Source organism: Novosphingobium sp. 32-60-15, assembly GCF_002280675.1.
In the GTDB taxonomy this organism is placed as follows: Bacteria; Pseudomonadota; Alphaproteobacteria; order Sphingomonadales; family Sphingomonadaceae; genus Novosphingobium.
Window position 1 is genome coordinate 1 of the sequence record NZ_NCEN01000006.1, and the last position, 19,448, is coordinate 19,448.

At 59.2% G+C, this 19,448-nt stretch carries 25 protein-coding genes, 1 tRNA gene and 1 pseudogene; 21 read left to right on the forward strand and 6 right to left on the reverse strand.

Annotated elements, in window-relative coordinates:
* Positions 1–92: 92 nt before the first annotated feature.
* The 13 genes from B7Y89_RS06210 to B7Y89_RS06270 all read left to right on the forward strand — a co-directional run bounded on the left by B7Y89_RS06210 (position 93) and on the right by B7Y89_RS06270 (position 5,870).
* Positions 93–290, forward strand: coding sequence for a hypothetical protein (locus tag B7Y89_RS06210; RefSeq protein WP_292936783.1), 198 nt, complete (start codon positions 93–95; stop codon positions 288–290).
* Entirely contained in the window at positions 287–916 is a 630-nt protein-coding gene (locus tag B7Y89_RS06215; protein WP_292936785.1) for an ERF family protein, read from the forward strand. Before B7Y89_RS06210 ends, B7Y89_RS06215 begins: the two co-directional genes overlap by 4 nt.
* The gene (locus tag B7Y89_RS06220) at positions 913–1,569 is read left to right on the forward strand and encodes a hypothetical protein (RefSeq protein ID WP_292936787.1); all 657 of its coding nucleotides are present in this window, start codon (positions 913–915) and stop codon (positions 1,567–1,569) included. The genes B7Y89_RS06215 and B7Y89_RS06220 overlap by 4 nt, the downstream gene beginning before the upstream one ends.
* Positions 1,570–1,580: 11 nt before the next feature.
* A complete protein-coding gene (locus B7Y89_RS06225; RefSeq protein WP_292936789.1) occupies positions 1,581–1,985 on the forward strand; it encodes a single-stranded DNA-binding protein in 405 nt (134 codons plus the stop codon).
* Positions 1,985–2,230 (forward strand): hypothetical protein, encoded by a 246-nt coding sequence (locus tag B7Y89_RS06230; RefSeq protein ID WP_292936791.1) that lies wholly within the window; start codon positions 1,985–1,987, stop codon positions 2,228–2,230. The genes B7Y89_RS06225 and B7Y89_RS06230 overlap by 1 nt, the downstream gene beginning before the upstream one ends.
* Positions 2,231–2,318: 88 nt before the next feature.
* Positions 2,319–2,555 (forward strand): hypothetical protein, encoded by a 237-nt coding sequence (locus B7Y89_RS06235; protein WP_292936793.1) that lies wholly within the window; start codon positions 2,319–2,321, stop codon positions 2,553–2,555.
* Complete coding sequence (locus tag B7Y89_RS06240) at positions 2,555–3,022, forward strand: hypothetical protein (RefSeq protein ID WP_292936795.1); 468 nt, start codon at positions 2,555–2,557, stop codon at positions 3,020–3,022. Before B7Y89_RS06235 ends, B7Y89_RS06240 begins: the two co-directional genes overlap by 1 nt.
* Positions 3,019–3,147 carry a hypothetical protein gene (locus B7Y89_RS06245; RefSeq protein ID WP_292936797.1) on the forward strand — a complete coding sequence of 43 codons (129 nt, stop codon included), beginning with the start codon at positions 3,019–3,021 and terminating at the stop codon, positions 3,145–3,147. Before B7Y89_RS06240 ends, B7Y89_RS06245 begins: the two co-directional genes overlap by 4 nt.
* A complete protein-coding gene (locus B7Y89_RS06250; protein ID WP_292936799.1) occupies positions 3,144–3,752 on the forward strand; it encodes a hypothetical protein in 609 nt (202 codons plus the stop codon). Before B7Y89_RS06245 ends, B7Y89_RS06250 begins: the two co-directional genes overlap by 4 nt.
* Positions 3,749–3,988 (forward strand): hypothetical protein, encoded by a 240-nt coding sequence (locus tag B7Y89_RS06255; RefSeq protein ID WP_292936801.1) that lies wholly within the window; start codon positions 3,749–3,751, stop codon positions 3,986–3,988. Before B7Y89_RS06250 ends, B7Y89_RS06255 begins: the two co-directional genes overlap by 4 nt.
* Positions 3,981–4,274, forward strand: coding sequence for a hypothetical protein (locus tag B7Y89_RS06260; protein ID WP_292936803.1), 294 nt, complete (start codon positions 3,981–3,983; stop codon positions 4,272–4,274). Before B7Y89_RS06255 ends, B7Y89_RS06260 begins: the two co-directional genes overlap by 8 nt.
* Positions 4,271–4,516 carry a phosphopantetheine-binding protein gene (locus tag B7Y89_RS06265; protein WP_292936805.1) on the forward strand — a complete coding sequence of 82 codons (246 nt, stop codon included), beginning with the start codon at positions 4,271–4,273 and terminating at the stop codon, positions 4,514–4,516. The genes B7Y89_RS06260 and B7Y89_RS06265 overlap by 4 nt, the downstream gene beginning before the upstream one ends.
* Positions 4,517–4,655: 139 nt before the next feature.
* Positions 4,656–5,870: a tyrosine-type recombinase/integrase gene (locus tag B7Y89_RS06270; RefSeq protein WP_292936807.1), complete on the forward strand. Its 1,215-nt coding sequence runs from the start codon at positions 4,656–4,658 to the stop codon at positions 5,868–5,870.
* Positions 5,871–5,886: 16 nt separating this feature from the next.
* On the opposite strand, the gene B7Y89_RS06275 is transcribed toward B7Y89_RS06270, so the two are convergent.
* Positions 5,887–5,961, reverse strand: a tRNA-Val gene (locus B7Y89_RS06275).
* A 97-nt stretch (positions 5,962–6,058) separates the two neighbouring features.
* On the opposite strand from B7Y89_RS06275, the gene B7Y89_RS06280 reads away from it, so the two are divergent.
* Positions 6,059–6,385, forward strand: coding sequence for a DUF3297 family protein (locus B7Y89_RS06280; protein WP_292936809.1), 327 nt, complete (start codon positions 6,059–6,061; stop codon positions 6,383–6,385).
* Between the two features lie 17 nt (positions 6,386–6,402).
* Here B7Y89_RS06280 and B7Y89_RS06285 read toward each other — a convergent pair whose 3' ends face one another.
* The gene (locus B7Y89_RS06285) at positions 6,403–7,296 is read right to left on the reverse strand and encodes a LysR family transcriptional regulator (RefSeq protein WP_292936810.1); all 894 of its coding nucleotides are present in this window, start codon (positions 7,294–7,296) and stop codon (positions 6,403–6,405) included.
* A 186-nt stretch (positions 7,297–7,482) separates the two neighbouring features.
* Here B7Y89_RS06285 and B7Y89_RS06290 point away from each other — a divergent pair, with 186 nt between their 5' ends.
* From B7Y89_RS06290 to mmsB, 5 genes are all read left to right on the forward strand, one after another.
* The gene (locus tag B7Y89_RS06290; protein WP_292936812.1) at positions 7,483–8,901 is read left to right on the forward strand and encodes an aldehyde dehydrogenase family protein; all 1,419 of its coding nucleotides are present in this window, start codon (positions 7,483–7,485) and stop codon (positions 8,899–8,901) included.
* Between the two features lie 135 nt (positions 8,902–9,036).
* Positions 9,037–10,179 (forward strand): acyl-CoA dehydrogenase family protein, encoded by a 1,143-nt coding sequence (locus B7Y89_RS06295; protein ID WP_292936814.1) that lies wholly within the window; start codon positions 9,037–9,039, stop codon positions 10,177–10,179.
* A complete protein-coding gene (locus B7Y89_RS06300; protein WP_292936816.1) occupies positions 10,176–11,222 on the forward strand; it encodes an enoyl-CoA hydratase/isomerase family protein in 1,047 nt (348 codons plus the stop codon). The genes B7Y89_RS06295 and B7Y89_RS06300 overlap by 4 nt, the downstream gene beginning before the upstream one ends.
* Positions 11,219–12,001, forward strand: coding sequence for an enoyl-CoA hydratase-related protein (locus B7Y89_RS06305; protein WP_292936818.1), 783 nt, complete (start codon positions 11,219–11,221; stop codon positions 11,999–12,001). Before B7Y89_RS06300 ends, B7Y89_RS06305 begins: the two co-directional genes overlap by 4 nt.
* A 128-nt stretch (positions 12,002–12,129) precedes the next feature.
* Positions 12,130–12,999, forward strand: coding sequence for a 3-hydroxyisobutyrate dehydrogenase (mmsB, locus tag B7Y89_RS06310; protein ID WP_292936820.1), 870 nt, complete (start codon positions 12,130–12,132; stop codon positions 12,997–12,999).
* A gap of 6 nt (positions 13,000–13,005) precedes the next feature.
* Here mmsB and B7Y89_RS06315 read toward each other — a convergent pair whose 3' ends face one another.
* Complete coding sequence (locus tag B7Y89_RS06315; protein ID WP_292936822.1) at positions 13,006–13,779, reverse strand: CHAP domain-containing protein; 774 nt, start codon at positions 13,777–13,779, stop codon at positions 13,006–13,008.
* 124 nt (positions 13,780–13,903) lie between these two features.
* Here B7Y89_RS06315 and der point away from each other — a divergent pair, with 124 nt between their 5' ends.
* Together der and B7Y89_RS06325 are read left to right on the forward strand one after the other, a co-directional pair.
* The gene (gene der, locus B7Y89_RS06320; protein WP_292936824.1) at positions 13,904–15,292 is read left to right on the forward strand and encodes a ribosome biogenesis GTPase Der; all 1,389 of its coding nucleotides are present in this window, start codon (positions 13,904–13,906) and stop codon (positions 15,290–15,292) included.
* Between the two features lie 12 nt (positions 15,293–15,304).
* Positions 15,305–15,730, forward strand: coding sequence for a DUF983 domain-containing protein (locus B7Y89_RS06325; protein WP_292936826.1), 426 nt, complete (start codon positions 15,305–15,307; stop codon positions 15,728–15,730).
* A gap of 7 nt (positions 15,731–15,737) precedes the next feature.
* Here the strand turns inward: B7Y89_RS06325 and B7Y89_RS06330 are convergent, their stop codons facing one another.
* The 3 genes and pseudogenes from B7Y89_RS06330 to B7Y89_RS06340 form a co-directional block, all read right to left on the reverse strand.
* Positions 15,738–16,913 carry an acetyl-CoA C-acyltransferase gene (locus B7Y89_RS06330; RefSeq protein ID WP_292936828.1) on the reverse strand — a complete coding sequence of 392 codons (1,176 nt, stop codon included), beginning with the start codon at positions 16,911–16,913 and terminating at the stop codon, positions 15,738–15,740.
* A 28-nt stretch (positions 16,914–16,941) separates the two neighbouring features.
* Positions 16,942–18,180: pseudogene (locus tag B7Y89_RS06335) on the reverse strand (3-hydroxyacyl-CoA dehydrogenase NAD-binding domain-containing protein); the annotation flags it as partial.
* A gap of 35 nt (positions 18,181–18,215) precedes the next feature.
* Positions 18,216–19,448 (reverse strand): serine hydrolase, encoded by a 1,233-nt coding sequence (locus B7Y89_RS06340; RefSeq protein WP_292936830.1) that lies wholly within the window; start codon positions 19,446–19,448, stop codon positions 18,216–18,218.

Below are 19,448 nucleotides of genomic sequence, written 5' to 3' on the forward strand. Positions count from 1 at the left end.
GCATGTGCCAGTTTTAGCGAAATCAGGGACGACGAGACTTGCGCAATTCGTGCCTACGCAATGGCCGACGCCATGCTTGAGGAGCGCGCCAAGTGAACATCATCAAAGCCCTGATCACCCAATGCGGCAAGACCATCAACGCACCGGTCAACATGATCCTTCCGATGACCAAGACCGACGCTGATTTTTACGCCCTTCGTTCCGCCCGCGCTGCCTCACAGCCCCCCGCTGAAAGCGCTCCCTCCCCTAGCACCGCGTTCGAGGCGCGCGGTGGAAAGGCATCATCATGAACGCTGTAGCCACAATTGAACCGTCGCTGATTGCAGCGTTGGCAAAAGCACTCCCCGAACTGGAGAGCGCCAAGAAGAACAAGGCTAACCCCGCGTTCAAGTCCAAGTATGCCGATCTTGCCGCCGTGATCGAAGCACTTGAGCCGATCACAAGGCACGGCCTTTGGTATCGTCAGCACCAGCACGAAAACGAAAACGGCGCGATGATCGAAACGTTCTACATTCACGAGAGCGGGCAGGAAATGAGCGCCGGTTGCGTGTTCATGCCAGCCACCAAGAAGGACGCGCAAGGTTTCGGTTCTGCGCTCTCTTATGCCCGCCGCTATGGCCTGCAAACGGCCTTTGGCTTGGCAACAGAGGACGACGACGGAAACGCCGCTGTAAAGTCCACACAGGCTAAATCCGCACCCGCGCCAGCACAACGTGCCGATGTGCCCGAAGGCCCCCTCACAGACATGCAATGGGCCATCATCACCGATCTAATCACGCAGACGCATTCGGACAGCAAGGCATTCTGCACCGCGTTCAAAGTGCCGAGCGTGAAGGATTTACCCGCCGCCCAATTCGACCGCGCCCGCGCCATGCTGAACAAGAAGCTGGCTGCGATGGTGGAGGAACCAGCATGAAGAACATTTATATCGATCTTGAGACAATCCCGAACCAGACGCCGGAATATCGCGCCAAGGTTCGGGAGAACATCAAGCCACCGGCAACGATCAAGAAGCCGGAAAGCATCATGCAGTGGCTGGAGGAAAACGCCGAAACCGCCACAGACGAGGCAGTCGCCAAGACCAGTTTTGACCCCGCCTATGGGCACATTTGCTGCATTGGCTATGCAATCGAGGACGGCCCGACTGTTTCGCTATCGGCGGAAACCACGGACCGCGAACCGATCATCTTGCAGCAGTTTTTCGACGCGCTGCCCAAGATGGGAATGGCCTGTTTCATTGGTCACAACGTCGCCGCGTTCGACATGCGGTTCATTCTGTGCCGGTCAATTGTCCTTGGCGTCCGCATCCCAACGATCATCCCGCGCGACATCAAGCCGTGGTCGCAAGACATATTTGACACGATGACCGCATGGGCGGGCGTCCGCAACACAATCAGCCAGGATCGTCTTGCCGATGCACTTGGCCTTGCCGGCAAGGGTGACTTCGATGGTTCGATGGTCGCCGCCGCATGGGCCAACGGCGAACACGCCAAGATCGCAGACTACTGCAAGCGAGACGTTGAAACCGTCCGCGCAATTCACAGCCGCTTTGTCGCGGTTGGTTTCTGAAAGGACTACCAGTGCTCATCCTAACATTGGCCGGAAACACCGGCAAAGACGCCGAATTTAAGACCGCGCAGAACGGGACCGAGCGTTGCTCATTCTCGGTTGGCGTCTCCACAGGCTACGGCGAAAACAAAAGCACCACATGGGTTGATGTAACCAAGTGGGGCAAGGGAGCCGAAGGGCTGGCCCGCATTCTGCGCAAGGGCAGCAAGGTTGCCGTGTCGGGCGAAATGTCCACGCGGGAGCATAACGGCAAAACATATATCCAGTGCCGCGCCGATCATGTGACGATCATGGGAACACCGCAGGGCAGTGACCAGCGCCGCGAACCGGACGGAAGCCAAGGCCATGCAGGCGGGTTTGGTGGCGATGATTTGGACGATTCGATTCCATTTTTCCGCAACGACACGGTGTGGTGATGGCAATCACGACTTTCCATCAAGAACTTGCAGGCGCGGACGACTGCCCATTTTGCGGGAACAACTTCCTGTTTTTTCAAAATGGCGCAGTTGCTTGCGACCGTTGCCAGTGTGAAGGCCCGTTTGGTGAAATGCACTTTAGTGGCGCAACTGACGAACACCACCTGCACGAATTGAAATTGGAAGCGGTCCGGTTGTGGAACTTGCGCAGTCCAGAAGTATGGGAAACCAGCCATGCGGATTGACACAAGGCCACGCAAAAAGAACGCGGCCCGCCCTGCTTGGAAAGTCCAGAAAGCCTATCACCAATGGCTGCGAGGCCGTCCTTGCGCAATGGCAGACCGTGGCGACTGTGAAGGCAACCTAGAGGCCGCACATACGCCCGATCCTGACAGCAAAGGCATGGGCACCAAGGCATCAGACCACAACGCAATTCCATTGTGCAGAAAGCATCATCAACTTCACACGGTCAAAGGCTGGTCTGCGATTGGCCTAACCCGTGAAACCGCGATGAATGCAGCCGCCGCCTACTGGCAGGCATGGAAAGGCGACAAGGGGGAACTGGTATAATGCCTCACCGAATCATCGCAAACGAGGCCGATCTAATCGACCTTGGCCGGTTGCTTGGAAACCTTACCCTCCCGATCACAGTCGAATGGGTACAGGGCCGCGACCGGACCAGCGAACAAAACAAACTGCAATGGCTTTGGGCAAACGAGGCCGCGATGCAGCTTGGCGACCGGACTGGCGCTGAATTGCAGCGTGATTGGAAACTGCGCTTTGGCGTTCCGATCTTACGCGAAGCCAGCCCCGAATTTCGCGCCACCTATGACAAGCATATTCGCCCCCTGCCATATCAGGAAAAGGTGGCCTTCATGGACATGATCGATGTGACCAGCGCCATGAAGGTTAGGCAGATGGTGGCATTCTTGGACGCCGTGCAGCGCGAGTGCCTTGAGCAAGGCTTGCACCTTACCGACCCATCGCCGGACTTGGCAGCATATCAGAAGCGCTACCGGCAGAAGGAGGCCGCATGACCTACGCCAAATGGGCGCATGAACGCAAAGCCGAAGATGCCGAGAAGGCGCTTAAACGCAACCCGTCCGAATATTGGGCAGGCGTTGAATTGATGGATTTGCTTGAGGAGGTTGTGGGGCGATGATCGCACTGCTCGACAACGGCCAAGACCTTGATGAATGCGAACGCGAGATAGGCTTGCCAGTCGGGCAGTTGTTGACGCCGCTCACACGCTATCGGTTGCGTGACCCTTCGCGCCCTTGGGCCATCGACAACGGCGGGTTTAAGGAGCTGGACGTTCCCGGCCTTTTCAGCCTGCTAAAGCGCGAAGAACATCACCGCGATAACTGCCTGTTTGTTGCCGTGCCTGATATTGTCGGCAACGCGCAACGGACGCTTGAACTGTTCGCCCACTTCGCACCGCAAATGGCAGGCTGGCGTTTGGCGCTGGTTTGTCAGGACGGGCAAGAGAGCCTGCCTATTCCTTGGGCACAGATCGCAGCCGTTTTTATCGGCGGTTCCACCAGCTGGAAATGTGGCCCCCATGTTGAGGCCATAATCAGGACCGCGAAAGTCTTGGGCAAGCACGTTCATGTGGGCCGCGTCAATCACCCCGACCGATGGGCGCACTTTGAGCGGCTTGGTGCCGACAGCGCCGACGGAACCGGCCTCGCTCGATATTCACACATGCGCCACGCAATCGCAGGGCGCGGACAAATCGCAACACTATTTGACGAGGAAGCAGCATGAAAACACGCGCAACCACGGGCGGATTTGAAGACCGCTTTTACGTCACCCGCCGCGATGGGAAGCTCATTCGCGAAGGTGCCCGCTATATCGTTCTGGATTATTCTGGAGCAGACCCGCACGCAACTTTTGCACTTCGCGCATACGCGGACAGCATCCGGTCGGAAAATCCGCAGATGGCAGAAGACCTGATCGCCGCGCTTGCAGACCCCGAAGCATGGCCTGCCCAGCATGACTAAGGCACTAACCGGAGCCAGCGCCATATTACAAGTCGCGCACACCGGCCCCGATGGCAGACTGCACGGCCACACCTATGAAGTGACCGGATGGTGGGAAGGCGAACCTTGCGCTGTTGAAATGCAGGCGCGCTTGCAGTCATGGCTGGAAAAGTTTGACCACCAATCATTGCCGCCACGCATGAGCCGCGCTGAAGACATTGGCCGTCAATGCATGATGGCGCTTGGTTGCACCGCCGTTGACGTAAACCGGCCCCTTGAGCGCCTGTATGCGAGGATTGAGCCATGACCCTCCCCCCCGAAATAACCACCTACCTAACCGAACAAGGCATCCCCCACGATGACCTAGACGCCTCGTTTCGCAGCATCGGGCTTGACCAGTTGGATATGCAGGAGATCGCCATGCTGATCGAGGATTGCGCCGGCACATACGTTTCCGACACCGATTACGAACGCTGGCAGACGCTTGCCGATGTGGTGGAGACTGTGCGGGCTGTTGACCAGCGTGAACCGTGGAAGGTGGGCGTATGACTGCGCACAGAATAGCCGAGAAAATCAGGCGCGCACTCCGAAAGGAAAGCGGCACGAACTTGACCCTTGAACAAATCCGCGAATTGGTAGCGCAGCACGGCCTACTAGATACCCTTGCCCGTGCGGAGACACAGGAATTATGCCCCGCGAAAACTCCCCTTATGTCGTCGGAGAATTTTGGCTCGACTACCGCCGCGACGGCAGGGCGAAAGGTGTCTGGCAAATTGCCCGTCCCGAACGAGGCACGGTCATTTATCGCAGCACTCGCACGACCGAACTGACGAAGGCGAAGGCCATACTTGATGCGCACCTGTTTGAGCTTCGATCACTCGGAAAGCAGCAAGCGCATGAAGCCAACGTTATTGCGCACCTCGTCAATTACTGGCGCGAGAAGGGCAGCAAGACAGTCAACAATGACCAAACAGGCCGCTCCCTGCGAACCTTCGCCGCGTTCCTTATGCAGGATAGGGCAGGGGTGGGCGCGGTGATCACCGATCTAACGCCAACGCTATTTGAGCGGTTCCGCGAATGGCGAATGGCTCCACACGGCTTTAATCTGGAATGGTTTGGCGAGACGTTCGACTACAAAAGCGAAGGTGTTGCAGGTGCAACCGTGCAGCGAAACATCAACGACATTCGCGCCGCCGTTCATCATGCCGTCGCCAATATGCGCATCCCGCTTGCCCCACGCATTGCCGATCTTGATGAACGCTACGCATCGCCACCACGCGACCGAGTTCTGACTAAGGACGAAATGGCGCGTATCGCTTGGTATGCCAGCCACAACATTGACTTGTTCAGGTTCGTCGCGCTGCAATTTGCTTCTGCCGTTCGCCCACAAGCGGCGCTTAAGTTCGATCCGCGCAAGCAGTTTATTGAAGCCACGGGATTGATTGACCTTCAACCAGGCGCATCGCCGCAGACCAAAAAGCGCAACGCCATCATTCCAGCAATCCGCCCGCTTCGCCATGTTCTGCGCAAGTGGGTGCGGGAAGGGGGCGCAACTGTTGCGTCACGCAGAACAGCGTGGCGGATCATGCGACGCACACTCGGCCTTTCGGATGACGTTCACCCCAAGACCATCCGGCATACCGTGGCGACGATCCTATACGCTGACCCAGCCGTGCCAGAGCGCGATATTGTCGAGATGTTGGGGCATGAGGGCAAATTAGCGCGTACGACTCGCATTTACGCAAAATACGACCCAACCAGATTGCAGTCGGTCACAAAGGCCCTGACCACGCTTTGGACTGAAATCCATGCACTGGCCAAACTTTACAACTCTGACCACGAACTGACCACCATCAAACAAGGGGGTCAGAAATTTGTTGCAAGAAGGCGTGAAAAGCCTTAGTTTCTCTATTGTTCAATGGTGGGCGCGGCAGGGATTGAACCTGCGACCCCACCCGTGTGAAGGGTGTGCTCTACCACTGAGCTACGCGCCCGTCGGGGCGGACTTTTCAGGTCTGCCGGACAGGGGCGGGCCATTACGACGGCGGGGCTTGATTGACAAGTGGGGCAATCAAGATAATTGCGGCTGCCATGACTGATGAAACGCTCCAGCCCGAAACCGCTCCCGATAGTGCAGCGCCCGTAAACTCTGGCGCCGATGTGCCGCCGGACCGGCTTGCGATAAACCCGCGCAGCCCATATTTCGATGAAGAGAAACTGCGGCGCGGAATTGGCATCCGCTTTAAGGAAGTGGTCCGAACCAATGTTGAGGAATATTGCATTTCCGAAGGTTGGGTGCGTGTTCAAGCTGGTAAGGCCATGGACCGCAAGGGCAATCCTTTGACGATCAAGCTGAATGGCCCGGTTGAGGCCTGGTTTGAAGATCTTGGCGAAGGCGCGCCTGTCGCCAAAGCCTGAGGCCAATTGCGCGCGGCTTAGCGCGGTAGCAACCGCCCGCGCTCTTGCGCCACCAGCGCCATCAGCCAGTCTTTGAACGCCCGCACACGCGCCAGATTGTGCGTATCCTTGTGCGTCACCAGCCAGAATGTCCGCGTAATGCAGCGTTCTGGCAAGACTGGTACGAGCCGCTTGTCGGAATCGCCGATGAAGCATGGCAGTACGCCGATGCCTGCGCCTGCTGCAATAATGCTGTGCTGCGCATTGATCGAGGACGAGCGAACCGTGGCTGACAGGTTTTGCTCGATTTCTGCCAGATAACGCAGCTCCGGCGCGTAAAGCAGATCGGGAATATAGCCGACGAGCGGGTGGCCATCGGCAAGGTCTGTGGGCTTTTGCGGCACGCCATGCTGTTCGAGATATTCGGTCGAAGCGTAAAGGCGCAAGGCATAGTCTGATAGCTTGCCTGCGATCACTGGCCCTGCGCGGGGGCGCGACAAGGTTACGGCAAGGTCGGCTTCCCGCTTGGACGGGCTGAGAAAGCCGCTGGATGCGACCAGATCGATCATCAAGCGCGGGTGCTGCTGGGTAAAGCTGCCGAGGCGTGCTGCCACCAGCCATGTGCCGAACCCTTCGGACAGACTGACTCGCAACAGCCCGCCAGCGCCAGCGCCGGATTCGGTGTTTTCGGAAATGCGGCGCGCGGATTGCTCCATCGCCTCTACTTCTTCGAGCATGCGCTCACCAGCCTCGGTCAGCACCTGACCTTGCCGTGTCTGTTCGAAAAGAGTCGTGCCAAGGCGGGTTTCAAGACGGCGCAGGCGGCGGCCCATCGTTGTCGCATCTATGCCCAATTGTGCCGCCGCTCGCGACAACTGGCCCGCGCGCGCAATCGCCAGAAAGTCCTGAAGATCGTTCCAATTGATGGCCATTGCGCACCTCTTCCCCCGTCACCTGCACGATACCTGCATTTTTGCAGGTTAGCATTGCATTAAGTGGGCTTGCCTGCAAACGTGAGAGGGTGCAGGCAACTGCGATAAATTTAACGAGGGGATTTGAGCAGCCAGACCCGCCATCGCATGGCGTGGTTGCCCAATCCTGAAAGCCAAGGATGCATCATGGCCGTCGCCCAACCCACTGCACTGTCACCCGAAGCCACTGAAATTGCGGCACTTGTTGCCCGTTCGCGCGCCGCGCAGGCCCAGATCGCGAACTACACGCAAGAGCAGGTCGATGCGCTTATCCGCGCGATGGTGTGGTCGGTCGCGCGTGAAGATGTCGCCGAGAAGATTGCCCAGCATACCGTCGATGAAACGCAGCTTGGCAATTACGATGGCAAGTACCTCAAGATCTTCCGCAAGACCCGCGCAACCTTGTACGATATCATCGACGACAAGTCAGTTGGCGTGCTGGAAGAAGATCCCGTTCGCAACATCGTCAAGATCGCCAAGCCGGTTGGCGTGATCGGTGCGCTTTCGCCTTCGACCAACCCCGAAGCAACGCCTGTGATCAAGGCGATTTCCGCTGTGAAGGGCCGCAACTCGATCATCGTCGCACCGCACCCGCGCGCCAAGCTGACCAACAAGCTGATCTGCGATCTTATGCGCGAAGCCATCGTCAAGATGGGCGCGCCGGCCGACCTGGTGCTCAGCATCGATATTCCTTCGGTTGAAAAGACCAACGAACTTATGCGCCAGTGCGACCGCGTGCTGGCCACCGGCGGCACACCGATGGTCAAGGCAGCCTATTCGTCCGGCACTCCGGCGCTGGGCGTTGGCGTGGGCAATGCAGTGATCACGGTTGATGAAACGGCGGATCTGGATGACGCTGCCGAGAAAATCCGCATTTCCAAGACGCTGGATCTTGCCGCGTCGTGTTCGTCAGACAACAGCGTCATCCTGCTCGACGCCATTTACGACGAGATGCTTGTGAAGCTTCAGCATCAGGGCGGTTACATCGTGACCCCTGAAGAAAAGACGTTGTTGCAGAACGTGATCTGGGTCGATGGCCACATCAATGCCAACGCCGTGGCGCAGCCTGCTGAAAAAATTGCCGGGATGGCGGGTTTCGGCCTGCCCGAAGGCAAGATCTTCTTCATCGTGCCCGAAACCGGCACTGGCCCTGATCATCCATTCTCGGGCGAGAAGATGACGGTTACAATGGCGCTTTATCGCGCGAAGGATATCGACGAAGCGATCGCGCTGACCAACGCCATTCAGGCATATCAGGGGCAGGGCCATAGCTGCGGTATCTATTCGCAGTCCGATGCCAACATCATGAAGCTGGCCAATGGCACCCGCACCAGCCGCGTCATGGTCAACCAGCCACAGTCGGCTTCGAACAGCGGTAACTTGTGGAACGGCATGCGCCAGACCTTCTCGCTGGGTTGCGGAAGCTGGGGTGGCAATGGCACCAACAACAACATCACGTGGCGTGACCTGATCAACGAAACGTGGGTTTCCAAGCCTCTGGCGCAGGCCAAGGTCCTGCCAAGCGACGAGGTTCTGTTCGGCGATGTGATCGCCAAGCTCGCTTGACCTTGCCGATGCAAAATCACCCCTGCAGCCATATTGCGCTGCGGGGGTGCATTTGCATTTGGTGCAGGGTTCTGGACGTTGCGCGGCATACCGCCTAGCAACCCACGCAGAACATAGAGGATATGCGAGCCAGCCATGACAGATCAATTCGCGCTGACCGAAGACCAGATTGCCATTCAGGAAATGGCCCGCCGCTTTACCGCTGACGCGATTACTCCGTTCGCCGCGCAATGGGATGAAGATCATGTCTTCCCGCGTGAGACGGTTAAGGCGGCGGCCGAACTCGGCTTTGCCGCGATCTATGTCAGCGAGGAATCGGGCGGTATCGGCCTCGGTCGCCTTGAATCGGCGCTGATCATGGAGGCCATGGCTTATGGCTGCCCAACCACGTCCGCGTTCATCTCGATTCACAATATGGCCGCGTGGATGATTGATTCATTTGGTGGCGATGAGGTCAAGGCGCGCTATTTGCCTGGGCTTGTCACCATGGACCTGATGGCCAGCTACTGCCTGACCGAACCCGGCTCCGGCTCGGACGCTGCGGCGCTCAAGACCACCGCGCGCCGCGATGGCGACGATTATGTGTTGAACGGCACCAAGCAGTTCATCTCAGGCGGTGGCATGAACGACGTTTACGTGGTCATGGTTCGCACCGGCGCAGATGGCCCCAAGGGCATCTCATGCATCGTGGTGGACAAGGACACGCCCGGCGTCAGCTTTGGTGCGCCCGAAAAGAAGCTTGGCTGGAACGCTTCGCCCACAGCGCAAGTCGTGTTCGACAACGCTCGCGTGCCGGTGGCCAATCGTGTCGGCGATGAGGGCGATGGTTTCCGCTTCGCCATGGCGGGGCTGGATGGTGGCCGCCTGAACATCGGCGCTTGTTCGCTGGGCGGCGCGCAACGCTGCCTTGATGAGGCGGTCGGCTACGTCAAGGATCGCCGCCAGTTCGGCAAGGCGATTGCTGAATTCCAGAACACCCAGTTCCAGATTGCGGATATGGCGACCGATCTCGAAGCTGCACGCGCACTGCTTTATCTTGCCGCTGCCAAGGTTACGTCCGGGGCCCCCGACAAGACCCGCTTTTCGGCCATGGCCAAGAAGCTGGCGACCGACAGTGGCTCGTCGATTGTTGATCGCGCGCTGCAGATGTTTGGTGGTTACGGCTATTTGCGCGATTACCCGATCGAACGCTTCTGGCGCGATTTGCGCGTTCACCGCATCCTTGAAGGCACGAACGAGGTTATGAGCATGATCGTTGGAAGGGACTTGCTGAAGTGACCAACGATGTTCTTGTAAAGCTTGATGGCGCAGCAGGCGTTGTTTCGCTCAATCGGCCCAAGGCGATCCATGCGCTGACCATCGATATGGTGCACATGATGACAGCCGCATTGCTGGCTTGGCGCAATGATCCAGCTGTTGGCGCGGTCCTGATCGATCATTCCGAAGGCCGCGGCTTTTGCGCGGGCGGGGACATTTCCTATTTGCGCAACTCTGCCTTGAACGACGGCGGAGAGAGCGGCCGCAAGTTCTTCCACGACGAATACCAGCTCAATCATCTGTTGATGACGTACGGCAAGCCTGTGGTTACGTTCATGGACGGCATCACCATGGGCGGCGGCGTTGGTTTGTCTGGCCCTGCAACGTATCGCGTGGCGACCGAAGCCACGCGCTTTGCCATGCCCGAAACGGGCATTGGCCTGTTTCCCGATGTGGGCGGCGGCTGGTTCCTTTCGCGTCTCAAGGGACGGATCGGGCAGTATCTGGCGCTCACCGGCGCACGGTTCGATGGCGCGGAATGCGTTTGGGCAGGCCTTGCCACGCACTATATTCCGGCGGAAAACCTTGCCGATGTAAAAGCTCGGATCGCAGCTGATCCTGCCGCGATTGCCACGATCTTGCGCGAAGCCTCAGCGGTCCCGCCTGAGCCGAAGATTGCGGCCCATGCCAAGGATATCGAGCGTCTGTTTGCCTCGGACCGTTACGAGGACATTCTCGCAGCCCTGACTGCGGATGGATCTGACTTTGCCGAGGCTACCTTGGCAACGCTTGCCACCAAAAGCCCGCAGACCTGCAAAGTTGCGCTGCGCCAACTCGCCACCAGCCTGACCTTGCCAGACTTTGCCGCCAACATGGTGATGGAATACCGCATTGCCGCGCGGGTGCTGGTTCTGCCCGATTTTTCCGAAGGTGTTCGCGCCGTCATTGTCGACAAGGACAACGCGCCCCAATGGTCGCCCGCAACGCCCGAAGGCGTGACCGACGATCTGCTTGATGCCATATTTGCGCCACTGGGCGCTGCTGACGAATGGAAACCGCTATGAGCTATGAAACGATCCTCGTCGAACAGCAGGGTGCCGTTACCCTGATCACGCTCAACCGCCCGCAGGCGCTCAACGCCTTGAACACGCAAGTTCTGGCGGACCTGATCGATGCTTTCGCGGCCTATCAGGCCGATCCATCGCAGCGTTGCGCCGTCCTTACCGGATCAGGCGAAAAGGCATTTGCCGCAGGCGCCGATATCAAGGAAATGGCTGACAAACCGGCTTCGGATTTCTTTAACGAAGACTTCTTCTCGCAGTGGACCAGCCACGTGGTCAAGGCCACGCGTAAACCGTGGATCGCCGCAGTCAATGGCTTTGCACTGGGCGGCGGTTGCGAATTGGCAATGATGGCTGATTTCATCATCGCGTCGGACACGGCCAAGTTCGGCCAGCCCGAAATCAAGCTGGGCGTTGCCCCCGGCATGGGCGGATCGCAGCGCCTGACCCGCGCGGTGGGCAAGGCAAAGTCGATGGACATGTGCCTGACCGGACGAATGATGGATGCTGTTGAAGCGGAACGCTCAGGCCTTGTCAGCCGGATCGTGCCGCTTGCCGATCTGTTGGCCGAAGCCCTGAAGGCCGCTGCCACCATCGCCGCGATGCCGCCGATGGCCGCAATGGTGAACAAGGAAATGGTCAACGCCGCGTTTGAAACCACGCTCGATCAGGGCCTGCTGTTCGAACGCCGCGCCTTCCAGATACTGACCGCCACCGAAGACAAAGTCGAAGGCATGAAAGCCTTCATCGAAAAACGCCCCGGCGTCTGGACTGGTCGCTAATCACGGTAAGTCCCCCTCCCGCATGCGGGAGGGGTTAGGGGAGGGCATGTTGCCTTCGCTCAACCTTTAATCCCAGCGGGAACAGGCCCTCCCTCGGCCCCTCCCGCAAGCGGGAGCGGAGATTCACAATGAAAATCGCATTCATCGGACTTGGCAATATGGGCGGCGGCATGGCCGCAAACCTTGTAAAGGCGGGGCACGATGTTCACGCTTTCGATCTTGCCGAAGCCGCGCTCACCCGCGCGCAGGAAAACGGCTGCACCACGTACACTTCGGTCAAGGAAGCCGTTCAGGGCGCCGATGCCGTCGTCTCGATGCTGCCCAATGGCGCCATCGTGAAGTCGGTCTATGGCTCGGACGTGATCGGCCATGCGCCTGTTACCGCGCTCCTGCTAGATTGCTCGACTATCGACGTTGCCAGCGCGCGCGAAGTTGCAGCGGCAGCAGATGAAGCAGGCTATGCCATGGTTGATGCGCCGGTTTCTGGCGGGATCGCTGCAGCCAATGGCGGCACGCTGACGTTCATGGTCGGTGGCAGCGATGATGCTTTCGCCCGCGCTGAAACTATCCTTGGTGCAATGGGCAAGACAGTCATTTATGCAGGCACAAGCGGTGCAGGCCAAGCTGCCAAGATTTGCAACAACATGCTGCTGGGCGCATCGATGGTCGCCACGTGTGAGACGTTTGCCATGGCTGAAAAGCTCGGCCTTGATCTGCAAACCTTCTATGATATTTCGTCCAAGGCCTCGGGCCAGTGCTGGTCGATGACTTCGTATTGCCCGGTTCCCGGCGTCGGTCCAAAGACCCCTGCAGACAACGACTATCAGGGCGGCTTTGCCACTGCGCTGATGCTTAAGGACTTGAGGCTGGCGATGGCAGCGGCGAGCGATGCGGGCGCGCAAGTGCCGATGGGCGCGCGGGCTGAAGAACTTTACGCGGCGTTCGCTGATGCAGGCAACGCTGGCCTCGATTTCTCGGCCATTATCAAAACGCTGTAATTGGCGTTATTTCGTGCGACTGGCGATGATCCGGCCAATCGGGTCATCGCCCAGCGCCGCGTTGCGCTTGGCCGGGCGGGGCAGCAGCGGCTTTTGCGCGCCATAGCTTACCTGGCGACGCCCCATCGCTGAGGGAACCGCGACTTCTGGCCGGATGCCGCGCAAAAAGTCTGCGCCGATCCGCGAAACCGGCGCATCGCTGACTTTCACCTTTTGCGAAACATCGGCAGATGACAGGACCGTCAGCCGTTCAGACCGTCCGGGCTTATCGGGATAGATAAATCCGTTCACCGGCCATGCGGTTGTGCCCAGATCGCCAATCGGCGCATACCAGACGCGGACCTGGCTCCAATCGTTACCGGGTGATACGTCCACAGCACGCACATTGTCCTCAATCTGTCCGCGCCGTCCGTCGATCTCGGACCAGTTGGCGTGGCGCAGCAGGACGTTGCGCGAATCGATAATGCGGCTGACGGCGGCGACATGGCCCAATTCCATGCGGCCATGCGGCCTGAAGCTCATCACTGCGCCCACTTTGGGACGATTTCCGCGCGCATAGCGGCCCTCGGCCTGTGCCCACCATGTCAAGGCATCGCCATAGATGCGAATGCCGCTAACGGCGCGGGCATATGGCACGCATTCAAGGTAGGGTGAACCCTGGCCATTTTTGCCCGAAGGCACGCCAAACCGCGCAGAATCGGTGAATTCGGCCGCATAGGTCCCGCTCCCAAAAAGGGCGAAGCCGCAAAGGACGGTAACGGGGACAAACCTTATAGCCATGCCGGCAGTTATCTGCCGGTTGGGTTATGGTGAGCCTTATACCAATGGTTAATTCCGTGATAATCAAACTTCCGGACTTAACGCCGCGCTTGCGTTCGCGCGCCGGAACAGCCACGGGAGGCCCATGCGCCCACAGGTTATCATTATCGGACGCCCTAACGTGGGCAAGTCCACCATTTTCAACCGACTCGTCGGCAAAAAGCTCGCACTGGTCGATGATCAGCCCGGCGTCACACGTGACCGCCGCTTTGGCGATGCCACGCTGCTCGGCCTCGATTTCACCATCGTCGATACGGCAGGCTGGGAAGACACCGATCCCGATACGTTGACGGGCCGGATGCGCAAGCAGACCGAAGCCTCGCTGGTGGGCGCAGACGTTGCTCTGTTCGTCATCGATGCGCGCGCAGGTGTCACTCCACTTGACGAGGAAATCGCCCGCTATTTGCGCCAGAACCGCGTTCCCATCGTGCTGATGGCCAACAAGGCCGAGGGCCGTCAGGGTGATCCCGGCATTTTTGATGCCTTTTCTCTGGGCTTTGGTGAACCTATCGCTTTCTCGGCCGAGCACGGGCAAGGCCTTGCCGATCTATTCGAAGCGTTGCGTCCACTGATCGAAGCCAAGCAAGCCGAAGCTGACGACGACGACATCCCCTCGCTTGACGATGAAGAGGAGTTCGATCCCGAATCGGTCCTCAAACTTGCTATCGTCGGACGCCCGAACGCGGGCAAATCTACGCTGATCAACAAGATGCTCGGCGAAGACCGCCTGCTGACCGGGCCGGAAGCAGGTATCACGCGCGATTCGATTGCGATTGACTGGCAGTGGTTTGATCCCAAGCGCGAAGGCTATCGCCCCGTCCGCCTGATTGACACGGCAGGCATGCGTAAAAAGTCGAACGTTGTCGACAAGCTGGAAAAGATGTCGGTCGCCGATGCGCGCCACGCCATCGACTTTGCCGAAGTCGTCGTGTTGATGCTCGATTCCACGCGCGGGCTGGAACATCAGGACCTCAAGATCGCCTCGATGGTGCTCGAAGAAGGGCGCGCGCTGATGATCTGCATCAACAAGTGGGACATCGCCGAAGATCCATCGGGCCTGTTCCAGGGCATCCGCGCAGCATTGGAAGACGGCTTGGCGCAGGTGCGCGGCGTTCCGCTGCTCGCCATCTCGGGCCGCACTGGCAAGGGCCTTGATGAAATGCTTTCCGCCGCGTTCGAAATCCGCGCCGCATGGTCAAAGCGCGTGCCCACTGCCGCGCTCAACCGCTGGTTCGATGATGCGCTCGCTGCCAATCCACCACCCGCGCCCGGTGGCCGCCGCATCAAGCTGCGCTATATCACGCAGGCCAAGACGCGCCCCCCAGGCTTCGTCCTGTTCGGCACCCGTCTCGATCAATTGCCCGAAAGCTACCGGCGTTATCTGATCAACGGCATGCGCCGCGAACTCGGTTTTGATGCCGTGCCGATCCGCCTTACGCTGCGCAGCCCGAAAAACCCGTTCGCCAAGACATAAGGCACACAAAAAATGCCTACCGCCGCCCTGCCGATAAACCTCGCTATGCTCCCACAGGGGGTTGGCGGGGCGTTGTGGCGCGGCATAAAGGGCAAATGCCCGCGCTGTGGCGAAACGCAATTGTTTGCGCGCTTCCTTAAACCGGTTGAGCGCTGCCGCAGGTGTAATCAGAACTGGACGCTGCACGCGGCAGACGACATTCCGCCCTACATTTCGATTCTGCTCACCGGCCACATCATGGCCCCGGTGATCATCGAACTGGGCCTGAACACGGCAATTCCGGGTTGGGTGATGATGATCATCGTTGCCGTGATGGCCGTGACTTTGCTGATAGCGCTGTTACAGCCCGCCAAAGGCGCCGTAATCGCTCTGCAATGGTGGCTTGGCCTCAACGGCTTTTCCCCCGCACCCGGCAAGGCCGAGGCGGGGGTCACTTAAGCCGCGCTTACAAGACCTCGAACAGTCCTGCCGCGCCCATGCCGCCGCCGACGCACATCGTCACGACCACGTGCTTTGCACCACGGCGTTTGCCTTCGATCAGGGCGTGCATCACGCCGCGCGCGCCGGTCATGCCATAAGGGTGACCGATAGAGATGGCGCCGCCGTTGACGTTGAGCAGGTCATCGGGAATGCCCAGCTTGTCGCGGCAGTACAGCACTTGCACCGCGAAGGCCTCGTTCAGTTCCCACAGTCCGATGTCAGCCATGGTCAGGCCAAAGCGCGATAGCAGCTTGGGTATAGCGAAGACCGGGCCGATGCCCATTTCGTCCGGCTCAGTGCCTGCAACCGCCATGCCGACATAACGGCCAAGCGGAGCCAGCCCGCGCTTTGCGGCAAGGGCGGCTTCCATGATCACCACGGCGGCTGATCCATCGGAAAGCTGGCTGGCGTTGCCTGCGGTTACGATGCCGCTCTCGATCACGGGCTTCAGCGCGGTCAGGCTTTCCAGCGTGGTTGAAGGGCGGTTACCTTCATCCTTGGTCAGGTGGATATCCTGAAAGGTGACCTCGCCGGTTTCCTTGTTCTGCACGCCCATGCGGGTATCAACCGCCACGATCTCGTCATCGAACTTGCCCGCCGCTTGCGCTGCTGCGGTGCGCATTTGCGATTGAAAGGCGTATTCGTCACAAGCCTCGCGGGAAATGCCATAGCGCTTGCCAACCACTTCGGCGGTTTGCAGCATCGGCATGTAGATCGCCTTGTGCATCGCCATCAGGCTGGGATCGAAGGCCATGCGCATTTCTTTGGTCTGCACCAGACTGATCGATTCCTGACCGCCTGCTGCCACCACGTCCATGCGGTCGATCACGACTTGCTTTGATGCAGTGGCGATTGTCATCAGGCCCGATGAGCATTGGCGGTCCATACTCATCCCCGATGTGGTCACCGGCAGGCCTGCCTTCAGCGCCACCAGACGCGCGATATTGGCGGCTTGCTCACCTTGTTGCAGCGCGCTGCCCCACAGCACGTCATCCACTTCGGCAGGATCAATCCCTGCGCGGGCGACGGCGGCTTGCAGCGATAACGCGCCCAGCGATGCCCCCGGCGTTGCATTGAACGCCCCCTTGTAGGCACGGCCAATGGGTGTGCGGGCAGCAGATACGATTACGGCGTCACGCATCGTGAAGCTCCTTTTGATTGAATGGGGTTCAGGCGTTGAATTTTTCGCCAGCCGCCGCTTTGCGCTCCAGCAGCGGAGCGACCGGAAGCCCGTGCTTTTTCAAGCCAGCGACAACCGTATCCAGCCCGATGTGATCGGCCCAGAACATCGGCCCGCCGGTCCACGCTGGCCAGCCATAACCGTTGAGCCACACCGTATCGATGTCGCTCGCCCGCTGTGAAATGCCTTCGTCAAGGATAAGAGCGCCCTCGCTGATCATGGAATAGAGCAAGCGCTCGCGGATCTCGTGCTTGTCGATTGCGCGCTGTGGTTTGCCTTCTTTTGCGGCGAATTGCGCGATCACGGCCTTCACTTCGTCAGACGGCGTGCGCTGGCGGTTGTCGTCGTAATCGTAAAAGCCCTTTTTGGTCTTCTGGCCCCAGCGCCCTGCTGCGCAAAGGGCATCGCGCACAGATTCAATGCGTGCGGGATCGCGGTGCCAGCCAATGTCGAGGCCCGCCAGATCGGCCATTTGCCACGGCCCCATCGGGAAGCCGAATTCGAGCAAGGCTTCGTCCACATCCCAGTAATTTGCGCCTTCCATGATCAGCGCAAGGGCTTGTGCCTGACGCGGGCTGAGCATGCGGTTGCCGATAAAGCCATGGCATACGCCTGAAACGACCGGCACTTTGCCAATTTTGACCGATAGCGCCATGACGGTTGCCAGTTGGGCCGCGCCGGTTTTTGCCCCGCGCACCACTTCCAGCAGTTTCATCACGTTGGCGGGCGAGAAGAAGTGCATGCCCAGAACTGCTTCGGGACGGCCCGTTGCAGCGGCAATTTCGTTCACATCAAGATAGCTGGTGTTCGATGCGAGAATCGCGCCGGGCTTTGCCACCTTGTCCAGTTTGCCGAACACGTCCTTCTTCACGTCCATGCTTTCATAGACAGCCTCGATGATCAGGTCGGCATCGGCCAGCGCACCAAAATCGAGCGACGGCGTAAGGCGGCCCATTGCGGCCTGCGCATCGGCGGCCTCCATCTTGCCGCGCTTTACGGTGTTTTCGTAATTCTTGGCCATCGTCGCAACGCCGCGATCAAGCGCTTCCTGCGTCATTTCCACGATGGTTACAGGGATACCGGCGGTCAGGAAATTCATCGTGATGCCGCCGCCCATTGTGCCTGCACCAATCACGCCAACGCTGGCGATTGGCAGCAGGGCGGTATCGGCAGGAATGTCGTCAATCGTTGCGGCCAGCTTGCGGGCGGCGTCGATGTGCTCTTTCGCACCGGGTATTGCTTCGGACATCGGCTCTCTCCAGTTCAGGCGCGGCTTGTGGTCAGCGCGCTATAGATCAGCGTCTTCAACTGACGCCGGATGGGGTAAACGAATGAGGGGTAAAGCTGCGTCATGAATACCATGTGCAGCTTCTCGACCGGATCAACCATGAACGCGGTTGAAAAAACTCCGCCCCAATAAAACTCGCCAACAGAGCCCGGCACCAAGGCGCGCGCGGGATCGATGGTCACGCCAAAGCCAAGGCCGAAGCCTGCGCCTGCATTATACGCTTCACTGAACAGTGATCGCGAGACTTGGGTCAGGTCTGCGCCACCGGGCAAATGATTGGCAGTCATCAATTGCAGCGTCTTGGGGCTGAGGATGCGGACACCGTCCACAGCGCCACCATTCACCAACATTTGGCAAAAGCGGTGGTAATCAGCTGTGGTCGACAGCAACCCACCTCCGCCGCTTTCAAACCGCGCGTCGCGCAAGGTGCTAGATTTTATGGCGGAATCAAAGAGCGGCGGCGCCTCACCTTTGCGGTAAGCGAAGGCATCGGTCAGCCGGTGCGCTTTGTCTGACGGGCAGGAAAAGGCGGTATCAACCATGCCCAGCGGCGCAAATAAATGTTTTGCGAAAAATTCGCCCAAGCTCATCCCCGAAAGCCGCGCGACGATCACGCCGAGCACATCGCTGCCGACCGAATAATTCCAGCCTTGCCCCGGTTCAAATTCCAACGGAAGTTTGGCCAGTTCGGCGATGAAGTGATCATTGCCCGGCAGGCTTGGGTGTCCGTCCAACCGCCCTTTGCGATATGCCGCGTCGACATTGGTGCGGTTCTGCAAACCATAAGTCAGGCCGGACATGTGCGTAAGCAGATCGACCATCCGCATGGCCGGAGCAGGTCTGGCGGGAAAGAAATCCATCTCTCCGCCGCCGCCTGTATAAACGCCCAGATTGGCAAATTCCGGCACAACTTTCGTCACCGGGTCGTCTAGCGCAATCCTGCCTTCTTCCACCAGCATCATGAAGGCCACGGCTGTTAGCGGCTTGGTCATCGATGCGATGCGAAAAATGCTGTCAGCGGCCATGGGCGTGCCGTCGGCGCGCGCCGAACCCGAGGTGTGGCGATAGACCGCCTGACCCTCCCGCGCGACCAGCAGGTCAACGCCCGGCAAGCGGCCAGTGGTCACATATCGCTCGTCCAGGAATGCGCCGATCCGGTCAAGGCGGGCGCTATCAAGGCCTAGCGATGCAGGATCAGCAAGGTTCAT